The 19066-nt window shown below is 68.1% G+C and carries 16 protein-coding genes and 3 pseudogenes; 13 read left to right on the top strand and 6 right to left on the bottom strand.

What is annotated here, in order from left to right:
• Positions 1-246 precede the first annotated feature (246 nt).
• The gene (locus ACFVV1_RS24135) at positions 247-774 is read left to right on the top strand and encodes a transglycosylase SLT domain-containing protein (RefSeq protein WP_389992690.1); all 528 of its coding nucleotides are present in this window, start codon (positions 247-249) and stop codon (positions 772-774) included.
• A 398-nt stretch (positions 775-1172) separates the two neighbouring features.
• Here the strand turns inward: ACFVV1_RS24135 and ACFVV1_RS24130 are convergent, their stop codons facing one another.
• Both ACFVV1_RS24130 and ACFVV1_RS24125 read right to left on the bottom strand, forming a co-directional pair.
• Positions 1173-2387, bottom strand: a complete 1215-nt coding sequence (locus ACFVV1_RS24130) for an RNA polymerase sigma factor (protein WP_389992961.1) — start codon at positions 2385-2387, stop codon at positions 1173-1175.
• Between the two features lie 8 nt (positions 2388-2395).
• On the bottom strand, positions 2396-2803 hold the full coding sequence (locus ACFVV1_RS24125; protein ID WP_389992687.1) for a YciI family protein: 408 nt from the start codon (positions 2801-2803) through the stop codon (positions 2396-2398).
• Between the two features lie 741 nt (positions 2804-3544).
• Here ACFVV1_RS24125 and ACFVV1_RS24120 point away from each other — a divergent pair.
• From ACFVV1_RS24120 to ACFVV1_RS24095, 6 genes and pseudogenes are all read left to right on the top strand, one after another.
• Positions 3545-3682, top strand: a pseudogene (locus ACFVV1_RS24120) (carbohydrate ABC transporter permease); the annotation flags it as partial.
• Between the two features lie 113 nt (positions 3683-3795).
• A complete protein-coding gene (locus ACFVV1_RS24115; protein WP_389992684.1) occupies positions 3796-5262 on the top strand; it encodes a hypothetical protein in 1467 nt (488 codons plus the stop codon).
• Complete coding sequence (locus tag ACFVV1_RS24110) at positions 5246-7165, top strand: hypothetical protein (RefSeq protein ID WP_389992681.1); 1920 nt, start codon at positions 5246-5248, stop codon at positions 7163-7165. Before ACFVV1_RS24115 ends, ACFVV1_RS24110 begins: the two co-directional genes overlap by 17 nt.
• Positions 7162-9231 carry an integrase gene (locus ACFVV1_RS24105; protein ID WP_389992678.1) on the top strand — a complete coding sequence of 690 codons (2070 nt, stop codon included), beginning with the start codon at positions 7162-7164 and terminating at the stop codon, positions 9229-9231. The genes ACFVV1_RS24110 and ACFVV1_RS24105 overlap by 4 nt, the downstream gene beginning before the upstream one ends.
• A complete protein-coding gene (locus ACFVV1_RS24100) occupies positions 9228-9641 on the top strand; it encodes a hypothetical protein (protein ID WP_389992675.1) in 414 nt (137 codons plus the stop codon). Before ACFVV1_RS24105 ends, ACFVV1_RS24100 begins: the two co-directional genes overlap by 4 nt.
• A 52-nt stretch (positions 9642-9693) precedes the next feature.
• Positions 9694-10635: a hypothetical protein gene (locus ACFVV1_RS24095; RefSeq protein ID WP_389992672.1), complete on the top strand. Its 942-nt coding sequence runs from the start codon at positions 9694-9696 to the stop codon at positions 10633-10635.
• A 52-nt stretch (positions 10636-10687) separates the two neighbouring features.
• On the opposite strand, the gene ACFVV1_RS24090 is transcribed toward ACFVV1_RS24095, so the two are convergent.
• Positions 10688-11191 (bottom strand): NUDIX hydrolase, encoded by a 504-nt coding sequence (locus ACFVV1_RS24090; protein ID WP_389992669.1) that lies wholly within the window; start codon positions 11189-11191, stop codon positions 10688-10690.
• Between the two features lie 546 nt (positions 11192-11737).
• Positions 11738-12316, bottom strand: a complete 579-nt coding sequence (locus ACFVV1_RS24085) for a TetR/AcrR family transcriptional regulator (protein ID WP_389992666.1) — start codon at positions 12314-12316, stop codon at positions 11738-11740.
• 90 nt (positions 12317-12406) lie between these two features.
• On the opposite strand from ACFVV1_RS24085, the gene ACFVV1_RS24080 reads away from it, so the two are divergent.
• From ACFVV1_RS24080 to ACFVV1_RS24060, 5 genes are all read left to right on the top strand, one after another.
• Positions 12407-12853, top strand: a complete 447-nt coding sequence (locus ACFVV1_RS24080; RefSeq protein ID WP_389992664.1) for an anthrone oxygenase family protein — start codon at positions 12407-12409, stop codon at positions 12851-12853.
• A 62-nt stretch (positions 12854-12915) separates the two neighbouring features.
• Complete coding sequence (locus tag ACFVV1_RS24075; protein ID WP_389992661.1) at positions 12916-13833, top strand: alcohol dehydrogenase catalytic domain-containing protein; 918 nt, start codon at positions 12916-12918, stop codon at positions 13831-13833.
• Between the two features lie 332 nt (positions 13834-14165).
• The gene (locus ACFVV1_RS24070; protein ID WP_389992658.1) at positions 14166-14558 is read left to right on the top strand and encodes a DUF4267 domain-containing protein; all 393 of its coding nucleotides are present in this window, start codon (positions 14166-14168) and stop codon (positions 14556-14558) included.
• Between the two features lie 139 nt (positions 14559-14697).
• Positions 14698-15570 (top strand): recombinase family protein, encoded by an 873-nt coding sequence (locus ACFVV1_RS24065; protein ID WP_389992655.1) that lies wholly within the window; start codon positions 14698-14700, stop codon positions 15568-15570.
• A gap of 142 nt (positions 15571-15712) precedes the next feature.
• Positions 15713-16066, top strand: a complete 354-nt coding sequence (locus tag ACFVV1_RS24060) for a VOC family protein (RefSeq protein ID WP_389992652.1) — start codon at positions 15713-15715, stop codon at positions 16064-16066.
• 398 nt (positions 16067-16464) lie between these two features.
• On the opposite strand, the pseudogene ACFVV1_RS24055 reads toward ACFVV1_RS24060, so the two are convergent.
• A pseudogene (locus ACFVV1_RS24055) lies at positions 16465-17424 on the bottom strand (IS30 family transposase); the annotation flags it as partial.
• A gap of 329 nt (positions 17425-17753) precedes the next feature.
• Entirely contained in the window at positions 17754-18242 is a 489-nt protein-coding gene (locus ACFVV1_RS24050) for an LGFP repeat-containing protein (protein ID WP_389992649.1), read from the bottom strand.
• 359 nt (positions 18243-18601) lie between these two features.
• Between ACFVV1_RS24050 and ACFVV1_RS24045 the strand changes: the two are divergent.
• A pseudogene (locus tag ACFVV1_RS24045) lies at positions 18602-18985 on the top strand (carbohydrate ABC transporter permease); the annotation flags it as partial.
• Positions 18986-19066: the final 81 nt, after the last annotated feature.

The raw sequence follows: 19066 nt of genomic DNA, 5'->3' as shown, positions 1-19066 counted from the left end.
GCCAAGAAAAGCCGTAGAACATGGCATTTCGGACATTCCTCCGTAGTCGGGTAGTACGTCACATAATTGCGCTCCGCCCTGTCCGCCGCTAACCATGGCAGTCGTTGCAGGGAGCAGCGGTCGGGCCCGGCGGTTTCGCCGGATCGGATCGCTCGGACCCGCAGCAGCGGGGTTCGGCCCCGCGACCCGCCGCAACCGAGATCGGCCGGCAACACCAAGACGTCCCCATTGGAGAGTTCCTTCCGTATGACCACGTACACGCAGATCCGCCCCAGCCGCACCAGCCGCATCGCCCGCCTCCGCACGCTGACCGTCGCCGGTATCACCACCGTGGGTGCCGCAGCAGCAGCCCTCACGCTGACGTCGACATCCGCGCAGGCCGCCGAGGTGGCACCGGCGAGCGCCTCCGTGGTCAAGGCTTCGGCGGACGGTGGCCAGGGCGGCAAGGGATACGCCAGCAACCTCGACGGCTGGATCAAGGAGTCGCTGGCCGTCATGAAGGCCAAGGGCATCCCCGGCACCTACGAGGGGCTGCACCGCAACATCATGCGCGAGTCGGGCGGCAACCCCAGCGCTCAGAACAACTGGGACGTCAACGCGAAGAACGGTGTGCCGTCCAAGGGGCTGCTCCAGGTCATCCAGCCGACCTTCAGCACCTACCACGTCGGTGGCACCGCGAACGACCTCACCAACCCGGTCGCCAACATCACCGCGGCCGCCAACTACGCCGCCGACCGCTACGGGTCGATCGACAACGTCAACTCCGCCTACTGAGTTGTAGACACCGCGCCCGCTTCGCGAGCCAGGACCGGCATGGTCGGCGACACACCGACCAGGCCGGTCCTTCGGCTTCCCGGCGTGGTGAACAACCTGCCGCCTCAGTCGTCGACGGCGTCGATTACGTTGTCCAGACCCACGAACTTGAAGTCCGTGGACGGTCGTTCGGGGTCTCTGTCCACGTCGTGAGGCCGTTGCTGTGATGTTTTTCCACCGGGCACTTCAGCAGGCCGGTCTGTTGAGACACCACGCCTTCAGAGCGCCTGTCGTCGCCGCTGAGCTTCCCCGCCGGCAACGCGTCGTGCAGCTGGTTTCGACCCGCCTACTCGCGTTGAGGCGACCGCTCCGGCCACGGGGCCGCGCCAAGTACTGCGGGAAAATCCGAGCGCGACCCGTCAGCCACACCGGCGGGCGTTGAGCCGGGCGGCCTGGCGCGTCAGGTGGTCGCGCTCGGCGAGGTTGGGTGCTTTTTGGGCTGCCTCGGCGTACAGCCGTGCCGCCGTCGCCAGGTCCCCGTCGCGCTCGTGGAGGTACGCCGCCACCGCGGTGTGGCGGGGCAGTGAGTCGTCCAGCGCCACGAGCGCCGCCAGGCCGGCGCGTGGTCCGTCGGCCTCGCCGACGGCCACCGCGCGGTTGAGCCGGACGACCGGGCTGTCGGTCAGGCGCGCGAGCTCGTCGTACCACTCGACGATCTGCACCCAGTCGGTCTCCTCGGCGGTGGGCGCGTCGGCGTGGAGTGCCGCGATGGCGGCCTGGGCCTGGAACTCGCCCAGCCGGTCGCGGGCGAGGGCCGCCTGCAGGATCTCGACGCCCTCGGCGATCGACTCGGTGTCCCACCGGCCGCGGTCCTGCTCGGCGAGCGGCACCAGGCTGCCGTCGGGCGCGGTCCGGGCAGCACGCCGGGCGTGGTGGAGCAGCATGAGGGCGAGCAGCCCCGCCACCTCGGGGTGGTCGATCGAGGCCGCGAGCTGCCGGGTGAGCCGGATGGCCTCGGCGGCGAGGTCGACGTCGCCGGAGTAGCCCTCGTTGAAGACCAAGTAGAGGACGCGCAGCACGGTGGCGACGTCGCCGGGCTGGTCGAACCTTCCCCGAGCTCTCGGCTTCGCTCGAGCAGGGGATACCCCGTTGCCGGAGACGGTGCGCTTGGCCCGGCTGATGCGCTGCGCCATGGTCGCCTCGGGCACCAGGTAGGCCTGGGCGATCTGGCGGGTGGTCAGCCCGCCGACGGCGCGCAGCGTGAGCGCGACCGCGGACGACGGCGTCAGCGACGGGTGGGCGCACAGGAAGTAGAGCTGGAGCGTGTCGTCCACCGCGGGCGCGGGCCCGGGCGCCGGCTCCTCGTCGACGAGGTCCTCACGCCGGCGGCGGGCGGCGTCCGCCCGGGTCGCGTCGAGGAACCGGCGCCAGGCCACGGTGACCAGCCAGCCCTTCGGGTCCCGGATGGGGTATCCCCTGCTCGAAGAGCTTGGGCAAGGGCCGGCCGGCCAGACGCGGACCGCTTCGACCAGCGCGTCCTGCACGGCGTCCTCGGCCGCCGCGAAGTCGGCTCCGCGGCGGACGAGGATGCCGAGCACGCTCGGCGTGAGGCTCCGGAGCAGGGCCTCGTTCATCTGGGAGGTCACTCCGTGATGGTGGGCGGCGCGGCCAGGAACGGGCGCACCTCGAGCCACTCGTGGATCGGCTTCCCGCCCGCCCCGGGGGCGGCCGACAGTTCCCCGGCCAGCTCGATGGCGCGCTCGTAGCTGTCGACGTCGATCACCATCCAGCCGGCGATGAGGTCCTTGGTCTCGGCGAACGGGCCGTCGGTGACCGGCGGGCGCCCCTCGCCGTCGTACCGGACCCACGTCCCCTCGGGGGCGAGCGCCTGACCGTCGACGAACTCGCCGGTCCCTTCGAGCCGGGCCGCGAAGTCCTGCATGTACTGCATGTGCGCCGAGATCTCCTCCGGCGTCCACTGGTCCATACACACGTCGTTGACCGGAGCAGGGGCGCCGCGGTAGTGCTTGAGCAGCAAGTACTTGGCCATCGTGATTCTCCTCGGTGCTGGTGCGACCTATTCTGGTCGCGTTCACTGCGAGGACGGAGCCAGCCACGGGTTCTCGACATCGCCGTCCGTTTTTGGCTCTCGTAGATGAGCCTGGGTGAGCCGTCTCGCGGTGTCCGGGTCCGCGGCGTGGCGCGAGGGCGAGACGGAGCGAGGCCTTCCAAGATCAGCGGCGACCGAGCAGATGAATCAGGAGAAGGCCTCGCGTGCGTCACTGTACGTGCTGTTCCTGGCGCGTTGTGGTGCGCCCGGACCGATGAGTTGTTCGGCGTGGAGGGCATGCACGTCCTCGACGTCACCCGTGATCCCGACGTTGGCGGTGGACAGGGTCAGGTGGTGCTGGACGTCGAGTCCGAGCCGATCTGACCGGCTGTCCGGACTTCGGGGTGGTCGCGGTCGGCCACGGCCGGCACGTCCAGGCCCTGCACGACGCCCCATCCTTCGGCACGCCGGTGCGGGTGCGGGTGCGGTGGCGCAAGCGGATCTGGCGCTGCCCCGAACCCTCGTGTCGTCGAGGGACCTGGACCGAGGAGCACGACTTCGCGCCGCCGCGGGCCGAGCTCACCAGCCGGGCGGTGGAGCGGGCGGTCAGCCTGCTGCGGCTCGACGACACCACGGTGTCGGCGATCGCGCGGCGGCTCGGAGGGAACGGGCACACCTGCTGGAACGCGGTCAAGAAGCACGCCGAGACCTCGATCGACATCAACTCGATAAGAAGCGCGCATGGCGCTGCTCCTGATCGCCACCCCGGTGCCCGGCGTGACCACCCAGGTGGCCACCTTCCAGGTGGTCAACAGCTTCGGTCCGGTCGGCGACCGGTGGGCGCCCATCCTGCTCCACATAGGCACCGACATCTTCTCCCGCTAGTTGAAGGCACTCTCATCGCTGGGCGGCCCCGCACGGGCCGCCCAGCACTGTGTGCGGGCTCCCTCGTTACCTCCAATGGTTGTGGGTTCTCTCAGCCGGAGGGGTAAGTGGATCTGTTCTTCGTCAGCCGTGCCCGCGTACAGGAACGGCCAGAGTTGTACAGCGGGGTGGGTGAGGAGGCCGTATGGCGGCTGGACTTCAGGGCCCTGCCGGATCGTCTGCCGGTGATCGTGGACGGGCAGATGCGGCCGGTGGAGCCAGCGTGCGGGTGGTTTCGTCACTTGGCCTATCTAGGGCGTGATCCGGAGGACACGCTGCGGCACTACGCGTACATCGTGCTGCGGCTGATCGAGTTCCTGGCCGAGCGGGGCCGCGAGCTTGGGACTGCGGCCGAGTCCGATCTGGTGGCCTACCGGCGGTCGCGGACCGAGTTACAGGACGTGCCGGTGGGCGGGACGGCCTGGGACCGTGAGGCATCGGTGATCAACACGCTGCTGGACTGGATGGTCGGGCAGGGGCTGCGACGGGCGTCGCCGCTGCGGGCGGTCGGCTCCACGAATCCGCTGGCCAGTGGGATGAGCCGGGACATGGACATCAGGCATCTGTCGTTGGGGCAGTACGTGTTTTTCCGGGACGTCGGTCTGGGTGGTCAGACCCTGGATGGGGAGGTCGACCCGGCCTTTCGTGGCTGGGCGCCGAACCGCGGGCGGGCGGCTTCCGATCTGGCCTTGATGACCGGGATGAGGCCGCAGGAGTGGTCAACGGTGCTGTTTCCGGAACTCGCGGTCGGGTTGCGGCGGCCCGGGGAGGTCGTCCAGTTCGACCTCCAGGAGTGCGCGAAGTACAGGAAGCATCGCATCGTCTTCGTTCCGCAGGACGCGCTGACCTCGGTGGACAGGTTCTTGCTGATTGAGCGGCCGGAAATGGCGGAGGGCCTGGTCCGCGCGCTGGAGAGACGTCATCGCGAGCTGCTGGTGGTTAGCGAGATCGACTATGCACGCGGCCGGCTGCGGGGGCGCTGGGAGGGCCGGGACCGGGAATTTGCTTGGTCGGCGATACCGCCACGGCTGCGGCGGGTGACGGTTCACGAGGGGCCAGCCGGGCTGGAGCCGCTGGCGGTGTTCATCGGGCACGGCAGCCTGATGCTCACCTCGTCGTCGTGGGACCGGGTCCGCTACCAGGCATGGGACCGGCTGACGGCGGTCCGTGACGAGGAGCGGGCCCCTCAACTCCCATTGAAGCGCTATCGATTCCACGATTTGAGGCACACGTTTGCCTTAAGGCTCTTGGACTTCTTGATGCGGCGGGCGGCCGAGCGCGAGCGGGCGGTGGTCCGGGCGGGCACGGCGACGCTCGCCGAGCACATGGCCTTCAACCCGCTGCTGATTGTCAGCCGCAGACTCGGCCATGCGAGCCCGGCCACGACCTACGAGTACTTGCGCTACCTGGAAGACCCGATGGCCTACGTCGACGCCGTGTTCGCCCAGTGGGCGGCGAGCGACGGGGACAGCTACGCGGACATCGCCTTGCGGGCCATGAATGTCGAGGAGGCCGGTCATGCCGCGCCGCGGTGAGCGACGCCGGGACTTCCGGCACGGCGATCCCGTCCCTGCTCCGCCCCGGATCGGGGCCCGTCAGGTGATCACCCCGGAAGCCAACGGGAAGAAGAGCGTTCTGCGGTTCGACCCATCACGGTTCGCCTGCCGATTGCTGGCGCAAGAGCTGGCGGACGAGTGGGTGGAATACATCGAGATGACTGCCCGCCGGACGGGCACGGCCAGCATCCACCGCCAGGGCATCACGCACTTCTGCGAGTTCGTCGACTCGCATCTGCTGGGACAGGCGCCGACGGCGTCCCTGGGCGGAGCGGACCCGAATCTGGCCGAGGTATTGCTGGCCTGGGAAAACTCGTTGCCGGCCCAGTGGCCGCAGGGATCGACGCGTCCCGCGTCACTCGCGGCGAATCTACGCATTCTGATCAACCGGCGTCAGCAGCATCCCGACCGGGAGGTCGCCGACCGCCTGGCCCGGGTGGCTGCGGACCAGCACGGACTGTCCTGGGGCACCACGAAGGAGCTGGACGAGTACTCCCGCAAGGACAAGGCCGCGCTGGTCCGGGCCGCCTGGGAAGACGTCGTCCGGCTCCGCAAGCGGCTGGAAGCCGGTTGGGCAATGGTCGCCGCCGGGGGCCATCCTGCGGAACACGACTGGTCCCGCATGCCTGACCTTCTCTGGGCCCTGGCCCATCAGGCTGTCTCACCCCGGGAGATGGCCACAAACGCTGTGTTCCCCCTGTCGCCGGAACTTCGAGCGCTCATTCCGGAGAACGTCAAGGTCACTGGATCGAGCAGCGGGATGCGCTGCTACTTCCTGGTCCGCGGCCTGCTGAACCAGCTCTATCCCAACGGTCGGGACCTGCATGCTTTCCGGGTGCTCTTGGTGGCCGCGACCGGCCATACCCCGGAGGAGGTGACAGGTCTGTCCGAGGACTCGGTGGAGTTCACCGAGGGGGGAGTTCGGCTGACCATGACAAAGAACCGGGCCCGCAGGATTCACCGCAGGGCCTTCAGCCGGATCGACAAGGCGACCGAGGTTGAGCGCGTTCACGAGTACGCGGATCGGCCTCGCCTGGAAGTGTCGGAGATCGTCCAGCGGCTGATGGACGTGACTGCGCCGCTGCGTGATCTCTACGGAGAGCGTCCCGCGCCGCTGTTCTTGCAGGGGACGTTGCCGACCAGCACGTGGGAGTTCACCGTCAGCCGGGGGCGACTGCGGCTGTTCCAGGGCTGGGTGAAGGCGATGGGGCTCGAACTGGAGGGACCGGCTGACATCCGCCGGCTGAGGAAGTCGACGAAGGTGGAGAAGGCCGTCGCCTTCGGCGGCCGCATCGCGGACATCGCAGACGACCACCACGAGGAGACATTCCGCGGCCACTACGCGCAGGGGACGACCCTGCGGGTGATCTCCGGACGGGTGATCACGACTGCTCAGCAGTCATGGTTCGACAAGGCCATCGCGGGCCCGGTCGTCGTGGACACCACGGCCGAGGCGGATCTCGACCAAGCGGATTCACCAGCGTTGCGCGAGCTCGGGCTGAGTGCTGGGCAGGTCGAGGACTTGCGAAGCGGGGCCCTGGACATGGGGATGACCAGCTGCCGCGATCCGTTCGACTCGCCGTTCTCCCGTTCCGGTGATCTTTGCTCAATCGCACCATTGCGCTGCCTGGAATGCCGCAATGCCTGGATTCTCCCCTCCCACCTGCCCCAGCTGCTGCTGTTCGCCGACCACCTGGACCGGTTGCGCACCCGACTGAGCCCGGTCCACTTCCACACCCTCTGGGGGCAGACCGCCGCCAACCTGGCGGCGGTCCTCGCTGACCGGACCGAGACCGACATCGCAACGGCCCGCCGGCACATCGCCGAAAGCACCGCCACCTTGCACCTTCCTCTTGCTGCCCGAGCGGAGTTCGACGCATGAACCGCACTGCTCCCAGCCCGCTGGCCATAGCGGCCTTCGGCACCGACGAGCCCGTCCTGGGCTCACACCCACTCCTTCCGGGCGCGATCAGTCCCGTCTTCGGGCAGCGCGACGAGTGGATCCTGAACGGGGTCCTGCGGCGTCCGGCCAACTTGCACCCGGCTGAGTGGAAGATGAAGTTCGATGGCTTCAGTGACCTCTGGAACCTCCGGGCGCGCGAGCTGGTCATGATCGCGTTGAACCCGCGGCATCCCAGGACGGTGGCTGCGGGAATCCCAGCAGCCCGGCGGCCGGTCAAGGCGCGGACGGCCATCAACATGCTCAGCGCTCTGCGGGGTCTGGAGGCATGGGCGACGGAACGGGGACTGCCAGACGACTTGGGAGCTTGGCCGGAGCACCAGTTGCACGTTCGTGTCGCCGAGCTGCGTAAAATGCTGAGCGTCAGCACCGTGGTGAGTCACATCAAGGTGATCCGTGAGCTTGAACGCTGCGGCCCGTTACTGACCGGCGGAGGCCTGACCTGCGACCCCTGGCCGGGAACGTCCGCGCGGGCGGTCGCGGGTTCCACCTCGGACGGTCGCGGGAGGGTGTCGACCCCGGTTATTCCGCCGCAGGTGTGGTTCCCGCTGATCCGGGCCGCCTGGACCTATATCGACAAGTTCGCCCCGGACATTTTGCGAGCCGAGCACCGCTACCGACAACTCCAGGCGGAAGCGGTGAACTCCTCCGTGGGGGCGGCGGAGCGGCTGCGATCCTGGCTGGCTATCCCGGAGAGCTTCGTCCCGATGCACCACGAGTCGAAGCCGTCCCGAATCACGGATGCAGGCACGGTCCACTGGAATCTGCTCTCCTTGTTGATCGGCACCGACGCGCGGGCGCACGTCTTCAACAACATCCAGGCCCTCCGCCCGATCGTCCAGGAGGCGGTGGACCGCGGGCAGTGCGCGACGGCGAGCCTGCTGAGTGAGTACACCCAGGTCGAACGCGCTGACGGCACCTTGGGCGGCTGGAGCTGGGGAATCGATCTCCGCGGCCTGGCGCGGGAGATCCAGATGCTCCGCGTCGCCTGCTACATCTTCGTCACCGCGTTAAGCATGATGCGTGACTCTGAAGTCCAGGAGGTTCTCAAGGGCTCGGTGGTCGAGCACTTCGGGGCGCCGGCCGTGGTCTCGGCAGAGGTCAAGGATGAAGAGGACTTTCCGCGCAAGCACTGGTGGATCATCGAGCCGGTCGCGCGAGCTCTGGCTCTGGCCGAGGAGATCACCCCGCACTCCGAGCGGCTGTTCAGCGGACTCAACGGCCAGATCAGGAACGCGGAAAGGTTCACTGCTGCCGCAGGGATCAAGGCGTTCGTCGAGCATGTGAACGCCAGAACCCCAGTCAACGGGCTGGAGCCCATCCCACCCGAGCGGGTCGCCCCGCACATGTTCCGCAGGACCATGAGCATGCTGACCGACCAGTTCCCCGGCTCCGAGATCGCCCTGGGCATCCAGCTCAAACACGTCGCCTCACGGGCCCTGGCCAACCGCACGACCCAGGGCTATGCCGCCTCCGCAGCATCCTGGGCCAAGCATCTGGATGGAGCGATCGAGGCCGCCCGCTTCCGGGGACTGCGGGATCTCTTCGATGCGCACAGGGCGGACGAACCGATCGGCTTCGGCCCCGGCGCCGACCACCTGACCAGGACCTTCGACAAGATCCGCGACACCTTCGCCGCCCAGGGCGGCGACGCGACGGTCGAACATGCCCTGCTGAAGCAGGCCCGCGTCTCCATCCGCTTCGGCACCCTAAACAACTGCCTGTTCGACGCCACGAACCCGGCTGGCGCCGTCTGCCTGGAGAACACCGTGATCCCACCCGGACACACTGGCCCCCTGCCGGACCGCTGCCGCCCCGACCGTTGCGGCAACAGCATGATCGGACCCCAGCACGTCGAGATCTGGGACAGTGAGGAGCGATCTCTGACCAAGCTTTTGGAGTCCCGCCGCCTCGCGCCAGGGCATCGCTCCGCTCTGGAACAGCAGCGGTCCGAGGCCCAAGCCGTGCTGCGAAAGGCCGGACGGTGAGCGACACGGCGGTCTCGGCCAAGACCGAGCGGAAGCTTCGCGAGGCGATGGACCGGCTCCTCATGGGCAAGCCTCAGCGCACCGACGGCCGGATGACGAAGAACAACCTCTGCCGCGAAGCCGGAGTCAGTTCCGCGACGATGTTCCGGGCCAAGGCTGTCTTGGCCGACTGGGACGGCCATATCGAAGTCCATGGCAGTCTCACCCCCGGCGAAGCACGGCGCGACGCCGACAACGACACCCTTCGCCGGCAACTGGCTGCGGCGAAGAAAGCGATCACCGAACTCAACAAGCAGTTGACGGCGGCGGCCACGATCATCGCTTCACTGCACCACGACAATCAGATGCTCCGGACTGAGCAACACGAGGCTGCCACCGTCATCAGTCTCCCGCCCAGGCCAGGAGGATGAGGATTGACAAAATCACCCCACGGTTTCGTTGACGCCTCGCTACCGTCGGTCCATGAATCGGGACGAGCTCATAGCCTCAGCGAAACGATGGATGCATGCCGGCCTCGGGGCCTTCACCCGGGGGGCTGGCGACTTCGATTTTGCGGTCCATCACCTGGGCGTCGCCACTGAGCACACCCTGAAGGCGTATCTCGCCTCACTCCACCCGGCCCTTCTTGTTGAGGGCAAGGATTTCGACTCCCTGCTTCACGCGACTGGCCATGGCTCAAGGGCAACTGCTGCCAGCCAGATCAAGACTCTCGGAGTCGTTGTCGCCTACGGGCGCTGCCGCAAGCTCCTTCCCAAGCAACTGAAGCTGGACGAAGGGAAGTTCGCGAGCGGCCTGGCGAACGCCCGCAACGGCGTCGCGCACCTTGGCCAGCACGACAGCGATCAGGCTCAGAACGCCATCAGTATCTGCTTCCAGGTTGTTGACCCGCTCCTGGCTGCCCTTGATGTTGATCCAGCCGACTTCTGGGGACGCTACGAACCTCTGCATGACCGAATGGTTGCGGAGCGGGCCGACGAGCTGGAGATCGCACTGGCGATCAAGATCACCAAGGCGCAGACCGACTTCGCCACTCGTTTCGGATCCCTGCTCGAACCCGAGCGCCTGATGTTGCTCCAGGCGATTTCCCTCAGCTCGACGGCGGGCTACCACGAAGACAGCGCAGAAAAGACCCAGTGCCCGGCATGCTCACAATCTGGCTGGCTCACTGGTCGGCTGGATGTCGAGTGGGCGGACGACAACGAGGAAATCGACGCCGAAGACTCGACAGAACCTGTCTTGGTGCTGCACCCAGATGAGTTCTTTTGCCCCTTCTGCGGGCTCTCGTTGCAAACAGACGAGCTGGAGACCGCGAAACTGCCACTTGAGATCGTGACGTCCAAGGACCCCTATCCATACATGGAGCCGGACGTGGATCTTGCCTACGACATCCACCATGATCGTTAACTAGTACTCCAGCTGTAGATCGTAATCTTCATGTGGTGGCCACTGTCTGGCGTCACCAGCGGGCGACAAGCGTTTCCTCCTTCCCTCGATTGCGGTACAGCCAGGTGGTCCCCGGCGCGATGGCCCCGGTCAGATAGCCGACGATGGGCTCCCGCTGCGTTGCGCTGTCCAGCTCGCCGAGCAGCTTCAGGGCGTCAGGCAGGGGGAAGAAGGCGGCCTGTTTGATGTCGTCGTCCTCCGGTGCGACGTCCCCCGACCACTCGTCGATCTCGAAGGCAGCGGCCAACGCCGAAGGGTGCTGCTCGGAGTCGATGTGCATGAGGAATGCTGTCCGTACCGGGTCGCCCACCAGCAGCCCGGTCTCCTCCTGCAGTTCGCGCCGGAGAGCTTCGTGCATGAGCTCGCCGTCCTCGACTCCGCCGCCGGGGAGGGACCAGAGAATCTCGCCGTCGATGCCGAGGCTCTCTTGCACGAGCAGGATCTCGTTGCCTTGGCGGATGATGCCAATGACCAACTGCACCCGGGGCGCTGGGGCCTTCAAATCCTCTGCTGTCATGCCGCAGACCGTATGTGATGGCCAGTTCGCCGGTAGCCCGGGCCGCTGAGGAGGCCCCGCGCTCGTATAGCTACGGCGAAGTCCCAAGTAGCTCTCTGTAACTGATCACGGGCGTCTATGTCCGGTACGGCGCCGGGTAGCCGGCCGAGGCATCGACTTACGAGCGGCAGGCCCCCCGGTCGGGTCCTGCCGTTCGTCGTTCCGAAAGCACGTGCTTGCGCTCAGGCGTCCCGTCGGGTGTCGTTCTACCTCCGTTGACCCAATCCCTGGCACTGGCCTGCCGCGTTGAGCACCACGACGACGACCAGGAGGCGGAGATGGGCCGGTACAAGCCGAAGAGGGACGCGCGCCGATCGCAACGGCGGGCCCGGCAGGGTCGTGCAGGCCCGACTCCCCGAGGAACAGCGGTACAGCAGCATCGGTGAGTCGATGCACGACGGCAGCGTCGAAGCCGTCGCCGCGCGGTCCTGAGACAGTCGCCGCCTGTGTCCGGGATCTGTTCGTCCCGGCGCGGGCGGCGGTTCAGGAACCGGCGGCAAGGCTGTGTCAGACCACGGCGAGCCGGTCCACCAGCAGCTCCAGCCTCGACTCGGTGTACTCCGGCGGCAGCCGTCCCGATCGGGCCAGGGTCGCCATCCCGTGCAGGGACGCCCAGAACACCTCGGTGAACAGCCCCGGTTCGACACCGTCCCCGGCGACCTCGCCCAGGCTCTCCAGCAGCGCGGCGAAGGCGTCCTTCAGTGGCTCCGGGGTGTCCTCCCGCGCGAACGCCAGGCCGCCGTCGAGCTGGAACATCGCTTCGTAGACCGCCGGGTTGTGTGCGGCGAAGTCGAGGTAGGCACGGGCGAGGGCGGCGGCCCGCTCGCGCGGGCTCTTCGCGGCGGCGGTCGCGGCCCGCACCGCCGCGGCCAGCTCGGCGGCACCCTGGAGGGCGACGGCGCCGATGATCTCGCGTTTGCCGCGGAAGTGGCTGTAGAGGACGGGCTGGCTGTACTCGATGCGCTCGGCGAGCCGGCGGGTGGTGACCGCGTCCCAGCCCTGCTGCTCGGCGACTTCGCGGGCGGTCGCCACGATGAGGCGCTCGCGCCCCGCCCGTTCGCGCTGCTTGCGTTCCTGTACCGACATGACTCGATCCTAGCATCGCTAGACAAGAGAGCGGCAGTAGTACTAGCGTTGCACCATCACATAGCAACGCTAGATCTCGGAGGGGTCGTCATGCTCAGCACACTCCAAGTACTCACCACCGTCACCGTCGGCCTGATGGTCGGAGTCGAGGTCTGCGTCGTCTTCATCATGAAGCGGATCCTGGACGCCCTGCCCGGCGACAGCGGCCAACTCGGCCACGCGCACGGCGGCCGGATGCTCGGCGCCCTCATGCCCTTCTGGTACATCGGCTCGGTCCTCCTCAGCGCCGCCTGGGCCATCGCCGCATGGGGCCACGACGGCACCCCGCTCGTCGTCACCGCCGCCGGCCTCCTCGTCACCAGCGTCCTCATGTCCGTCCTGCTGCTCGTCCCGATCAACAACCGCAACAAGACCTGGACCCCCGAGAACCGGCCCGCCGACTGGCAGCAGCAGCTGAACCGCTGGGAGCGCTACCACTACGCCCGCGTCGCCGTCATCATCGCCGCCTTCACCCTGCTGGTCGCCGCCCTCGCCTGAGCCCACGGGTCCACCCGCCCGGTCGTCAAGCCACAACCACCCCACCGCAAAGGAACACAGCCATGGGCACCTCCACTTTCCGCACCGCCGTCGTCCGCGTCCCGAACGGCCCCGACTCGATCGAGGTCATCGACGTTCCCGTCGTCGAGCCCGGCCCCGGCCAGGTCCGCGTCGCCGTCGCCGCGGCGACGGTCAACCCCACCGACCTGGGCGTCGCGGCGGGCTTCTTCCACTCTCTAGGCCTGGTCCAGCAGCCCGAGCACACCGGCCTGGGCTGGGAGTTCGCCGGCGTCGTGGACGCGGCCGGGCCGGGCGTCGAGCTGGCCGTCGGCACCCGCGTGGCCGGCCTGGTGGTCGGATTCGACCGCGACTACGGCACGTACGCCGAGCAGATCGTGGTCGCGGCGACCGACGCCGTCCCGGTCCCCGAGGACCTGGACCTGCCGGCCGCGGCCACGGTCCCCCTCAACGGGCTGGCCGCCGCGCAGGTCGTCGACCTGCTCGGCGACGCGCCCGCCGGGGCCGGCCGGCTGCTGGTGACCGGCGCCGCGGGGGCGGTCGGGGCGAACGTCGCCGTCCTCGCCCGGGAACGCGGCTGGCAGGTGACCGGGCTCGCCCGCGCCGACGACGAGGAGTTCGTCCGCGGCCTCGGCGCCGGCTTCACCGCGGACGCCGAGTCGGGATGGGACGCGGTCGTCGACGCCGCCCAGCTCAATGACGAGGCGGTGAAGCTGGTCCGCGACGGCGGCTCCTACGTCGGCCTGCGGCCCGGTCTCGCGCCGGCCGCCGAGCGCGGGATCTCGACCGCCGCACTGTTCACCGTCTCCGACAGCGCCCGCATCGCCGACCTCCTGGCCCGCGCCGCCGCCGGCGAACTCCCGGCTCGTGTCCACGCGGTCGTCTCCCTGGACCAGGCCGCCGACGCCCACCGGGCCACCGCCAAGGGCGGCCTCCGCGGCCGCTACATCATCCGCCCCTGACCACCCGGCGCCCGGTGCGCCGCCGGGCGCGGTCACCGTCGCCGGCGCGCCGAAAACCTCGAACGCCAAGGGCCGGTCCCCGCCGCGCCGCCGGCCCCGGCTCGGCCACCACATGCGCGGCATCGCCGAAACCGGCGAGCCGAGCCGCCCCGGCCATCGCGACATCGGTCGGCACAATACCGGGACCTCTCTGGGCCACGGGACGAAGTCCCAGCCCGCTCCCCACTGTCAGCGATGCGGTTGCGATGCCTCGCGAGACGAGGCGATGCCCGCTGCCGATACCGCTCTCTTCCTGCCCCACCCTGCTTTACGACACCCGCTGGAGACCCGTCATGACCATGAAGCGCCTCGCCACCGTCCTCGCTGTCCTGGGCGGCCTGTTCCTCGTGTACACCGGGATCAGCTACCTGCTCGCGCCCCAGGCGACGGCAGAAGGGTTCGGACTGCCGACCTGGCCGCAAGACCAGGGGGAGGGGTTCCTGGCAGTCAAGGGCATGCGGGACATCGGCTTCGGCCTGGCAATCCTCGCGGTGCTGCTGGCCGGGCAGCGCAAGGCGCTCGGGGTGGCGATGGCGGCCATGGCCGTCGTCCCACTCGGCGACATGACGATCGTGCTGAACCAGGACGGCTCGGCGGCGACCGCGTTCGGCGTCCACGGGCTGGCCGCGGCCGTGGTCGCCGTGACCGCGGGACTGCTGCTGCGCGAGAAGCCGACCGCAGCCTGAGGAGGGCACGAAAGTGGGGGCAGGCCCCTCTGGGCCTGTGAAACACCCCGACCCGCGGCGCACGACCTGCGGCGACCTTGTTTCATGAGTTGTTGCAAACAGCGGGACAGATGAAACACCCTCATGAAACGATCCGGGGGTGAGTCCGGACCCGCACACCCTCGTTGAGGCGCACACCTGCCCGATGTCGTCCTGCGCCGCCCCGGCCGGCTCGCCGTGCCGGACCGGCAAGGGCAAGGTCGCCGTGCAGTACCACACCGCCCGCTTCCGCCTGGTGCCTCAGCTCGCCAAGACGCTCAACGTGCCCACCCCGCCCGTACGCAAGCCCGGCACGGCCTGGGTGGAGCTGCCGTGGCCGCGTGCCGCCGGCGCCGAGCCGACTGGGCACGTCCGCCTCGGCTACGCCCGCGCCTCCACCGCCCGGCAGTCCCTCGACGCCCAGCTCGACTCCCTCGTCGAGGCCGGGGTGACCCGGGTCTTCTCGGAGAAGATCTCCACCCGGGTCACGAAGCGGCCCGAGCTGGACAGGGCCGTCACGCTCGCGCGGGAACTGCGCGCCTCCGGCGTCGCGGTCACCCTCGTCGTCCACGAGCACAAGCGCCTCGGCCGCGGCATCGACCTCGCCACGCTCGCCGAAGAACTCAAAACGTCCGAGGTCGGGCTGGAGTTCCTCACCGGAGAGCTCCAGGGCCAGCACGATCCCTCCGGGGTCGTGTTCACCGTGCTCGCCGCGCTGTCCGGCATGGAACGCGAGTACATCCGCGACCGCACCCTCGAAGGCCACGAGTCCGCCCGCAAACGCGGCAAGACCATCGGCGGCGCCACCGTCGCCGACCCGGACATGCTCGCCATGGCCCTGCACTACCGGGATCAAGGTCTGAGCCTGCGCGACATGGCCGCGAAGCTCGTCATCACCAGCGGCAAGAAGAAGGGCCAGCACCCGTCACCGGCTACCGTCATGCGGATGCTGCGCGAACACGACGAGCAGGCCACCGCGACCGCAGAGGCGTGATCCACCGCTACTTTGCGGCTGGTGTCTGAGCCAGGACTCCCTCTCCTGTCACTGCCGGGAGATGATGAGCCAGGGCCGCCGGGGCGGCCCGCCCCTCGACGGAGGGACGGGTGGGCCGCCGGTCCTGTCTATGCTCAGGCCCATGGCACTGGAATGGGAACAGATCATCGTCGACTCCGCCAACCCCGTCGCTCTCGGGCGCTGGTGGGCCGAGGCTCTCGGCTGGGTAGTGGTCGACGAATTCGAGGAGATCATCGAGATCCGGCCTGAGCCGGACCAGATGCCGGGGCTGCTCTTCGTGCCTGTCCCCGAGGGCAAGACGTCGAAAAACCGGCTCCACCCCGACTTCCGCCCCGACGACCAGGAGGCCGAGGTCGCCCGGCTGCTCTCCCTCGGTGCCCGGCGCGCCGACACCGTGCAGGACGAGCAGCACTGGGTGACCCTCCTCGACCCGGAGAGCAACGAGTTCTGCGTCCTGAGTGAGCGGAAGAGCTGAGCGGAAGCACTGGCGGAAGCGCTGAGCGTAGGCCGGGCAGTTGTCCGGGGCCCCGACGCCCGCAGCAACACGGACAGAATTGACACGGAAGCCGGATGGCGGTGGCGCGGCGCACCCGGGCGGGCCGGCACCGCCGGGTTCGGCCCTGTATTCGTGAAGCTGCCGTTACCCGTCATGTAGCGGAGCGTGACTGACTGCCGAGGTCCGTAGTGGGGGCATGCAGGTTGACGCGGTTCTCGTACTCACGGCGGGCCTTGCGCTGGGCCGGGACCGCCGCGGCGCCGTCGAGGGCCGGGCAGAGGCCGAGGAGTCGGTGCCCGATGCGGGTGGCATCGATGACGAAAAGGCCCCCGGTGTAAGGCGAATTCGAGGGGTCGTTGCAACACGTGGTCGGTTGATCAGGCTGCGAGCAGTTTAGACAGGCGCTCGGCTGGGGTTTCCCAGCCGAGCGTTTTGCGTGGGCGGCTGTTGAGTTCGGCGGCGACGGCGTCGAGGTGCTCGCGGCTGTGGGTAGCGAGGTTGGTTCCCTTGGGGAAGTACTGGCGGAGCAGGCCGTTGGTGTTTTCGTTCGAGCCGCGCTGCCAGGGGCTGCCGGGGTCGCAGAAGTAGACCGGGATGTCGGTGGCGATGCTGAAGGCGTGGTGGGCGGCCATCTCGGAGCCCTGGTCCCAGGTGAGGGACCGTACCAAGTGCGGCGGCAGGGTTTTCACGGTGTCGGTCAGGGCGTCGCGGAGGCTTGCCGCGCTGTGGTCGCCGGGCAGGTGGACCAGCATCAGGTATCGGGTGCTGCGTTCGACGAGGGTGCCGATCGCCGATCCGCTGTTCTTGCCGATGATGAGGTCCCCTTCCCAATGTCCGGGGACGGCCCGGTCTTCGGCCTCAGCGGGGCGGTCGCTGATCATGACCATTGGGGTCGTGAACCGGGGCTGGCGCTTGGCTGCCTGGCGGTGGGGGCGGCGGCGGGCGCGTCCGGTCCGCAGGGCTTTGGTGAGTTCGCGGCGGAGTTCTCCGCGGCCTTGGACGTAGAGGGCCTGGTAGACCGTTTCGTGGGTCACGTGCATCTCCGGGCGGTCGGGGAACCGTGTGCGAAGAGCGTTGCAGATCTGCTCGGGACTCCAGCGTGCGCTCAGGCGGTCCTGGATGAAATCCCGCAGTTCGGGGTTCTGGCCGATCTTCCCCGCCTTGGGGCGGGGCCGGCGGGTATCGGCGCGGGCCTGGGCGGCGTGCGGCCGGTACTGGCCGTTGCCCGGGTGCCGGTTGCGGCGTATCTCGCGGCTGACGGTGGACGGGCTGCGGCCCAGCTCGGCGGCGATCGCGCGGATCGTGGCCTTCTCCCGAGCCGGTCGGCTATGTGGATGCGATCGGCCTCACGCAGGTAGCGGGACGGGCCAGAAGGCGGCGCCTCCTGGTGGATCGGAGGCGTCGCCTTCTTCTTGCCGATGTGCGCATGTGATCCGTTGCGCCACTTCTTGCCCGTCCGCCGGTCGATGCCAACGATCCGGCAGGCTTCCCTACTGCTGTAGCCCTGCTGCATGAGCTGGAAGTATGCCGCCCGCTCACGGGTCAGCTTCTTCCGCCCCTGCGGCCCCCGGTCCTTGCGTATCTCGAATTCCATTGCATCCCCTGAGCTGGGGTGTTGCAACGACCACTAGAACTCAAGTAACCCGGGGGCCTTTCAACTACCTGGTCAGACACAGGTGTTGACTCTCCAGGCTTTCGTTGCCGTGTCAGAAACTCGCTTCCAGTGGATCACTGCGCACTGGAAGCGTTGCTGGATTTCGTTGCCGACCTCGTGTTCGTAGGAGGTGGGGTAACCCATCGGCCCTCGCTCACACCCGTCGCTGCACCAGTACTCGCCGATGTCTCCCCAGACGGGCCATGCTCCGGTGCGGGGGGACCAGTAGATCGTCCCGTGTTCGAACTGGGTTCGTCGGCCGACTCCGTCGGGGTTGACCAGTTCGTCGGTGAGGGGGCATCCGAGCGGCCCAGTGCGGCCTTTCATCTCGGTGTACCTTTTCTCGATGTCTCCTACGACTTTGTGTCCGCAGTAGGGGTCGCTGGGGTCGGCTTGTGCGGTTGGTGTGACTGTGATGCTGAGGCCGGCCAGCAGGGCTAGGGCGGTCAGTACGCCGATCCGGCTTCGAATTCCTCGCTGGAGGGTTGTGCCGAAATGCATGACATCGCCACCTTCCTTGGTTTGGAACTGCCTTACGGGCCAACGAGGCGATTCGACAGATGGAAACGGCCCTCGATTAGCCCAGAAGATCGAAAACGCTGACAAGCACACCCCACGTCCGCTACGGAGAGCTACTTGTCACTTCGCGGCAGCTTCGGGAGAAGAGGGCCTGCACCGCCGAGCAGGCATGCCTTCCGCTACTGCTCTGGTGGCAATCAGGTCGACATTGTGGGCACCCCGGCGAGTGAACACGCACCCAGCAGCCGCGCTCTCAACACGCGAACCACTGGGGGACCCAGAACTGGCATCACCGCCCGCCACCACCTGGGGTGAGGCCTCTCATGAGAGTCCCAAACGGTGGAGAACACATCCTGTCGATCTACATCTTCCTGCAGTTCATCCGGTCCATTCCCACCTCGCTGGACGAGGCGGCCCGGCTCGACGGGGCGAACACCCTCACCATCTACCGGAAGATCATCCTGCCGTTGCTCGAGCCGGCGATATCCACGGTGGTCATCGTCAAGGGCATTACGACCTACAACGACTTCCACATCCCGTTCCTGTACATGCACTCGGAGAACCTCGGCACGATCTCCACCGCCCTGTTCCGCTTCAAGGGTCCGTTCGGCGCCCACTGGGAGGACATCTCGGCCGGTGCGATCCTCGTCATCCTGCCGACGCTGCTCGTCTTCCTCTTTCTCCAGCGCTACATCTACAACGGCTTCGCCCAGGGAGCGACGAAACAGCACCCGCGACCGCCCGCGCGGTCGACGAAGCGGTGCCGGCCGTGCCGCCCGTACTGAACGGGAAGCGGAGTGAGGGGA

This window comes from Streptomyces sp. NPDC058092 (genome assembly GCF_042884935.1).
Classification (GTDB): Bacteria; Actinomycetota; Actinomycetes; order Streptomycetales; family Streptomycetaceae; genus Streptomyces.
The sequence above is the reverse complement of the archived record's forward strand: the minus strand, read 5'-3'. Positions and strand labels throughout refer to the sequence as shown.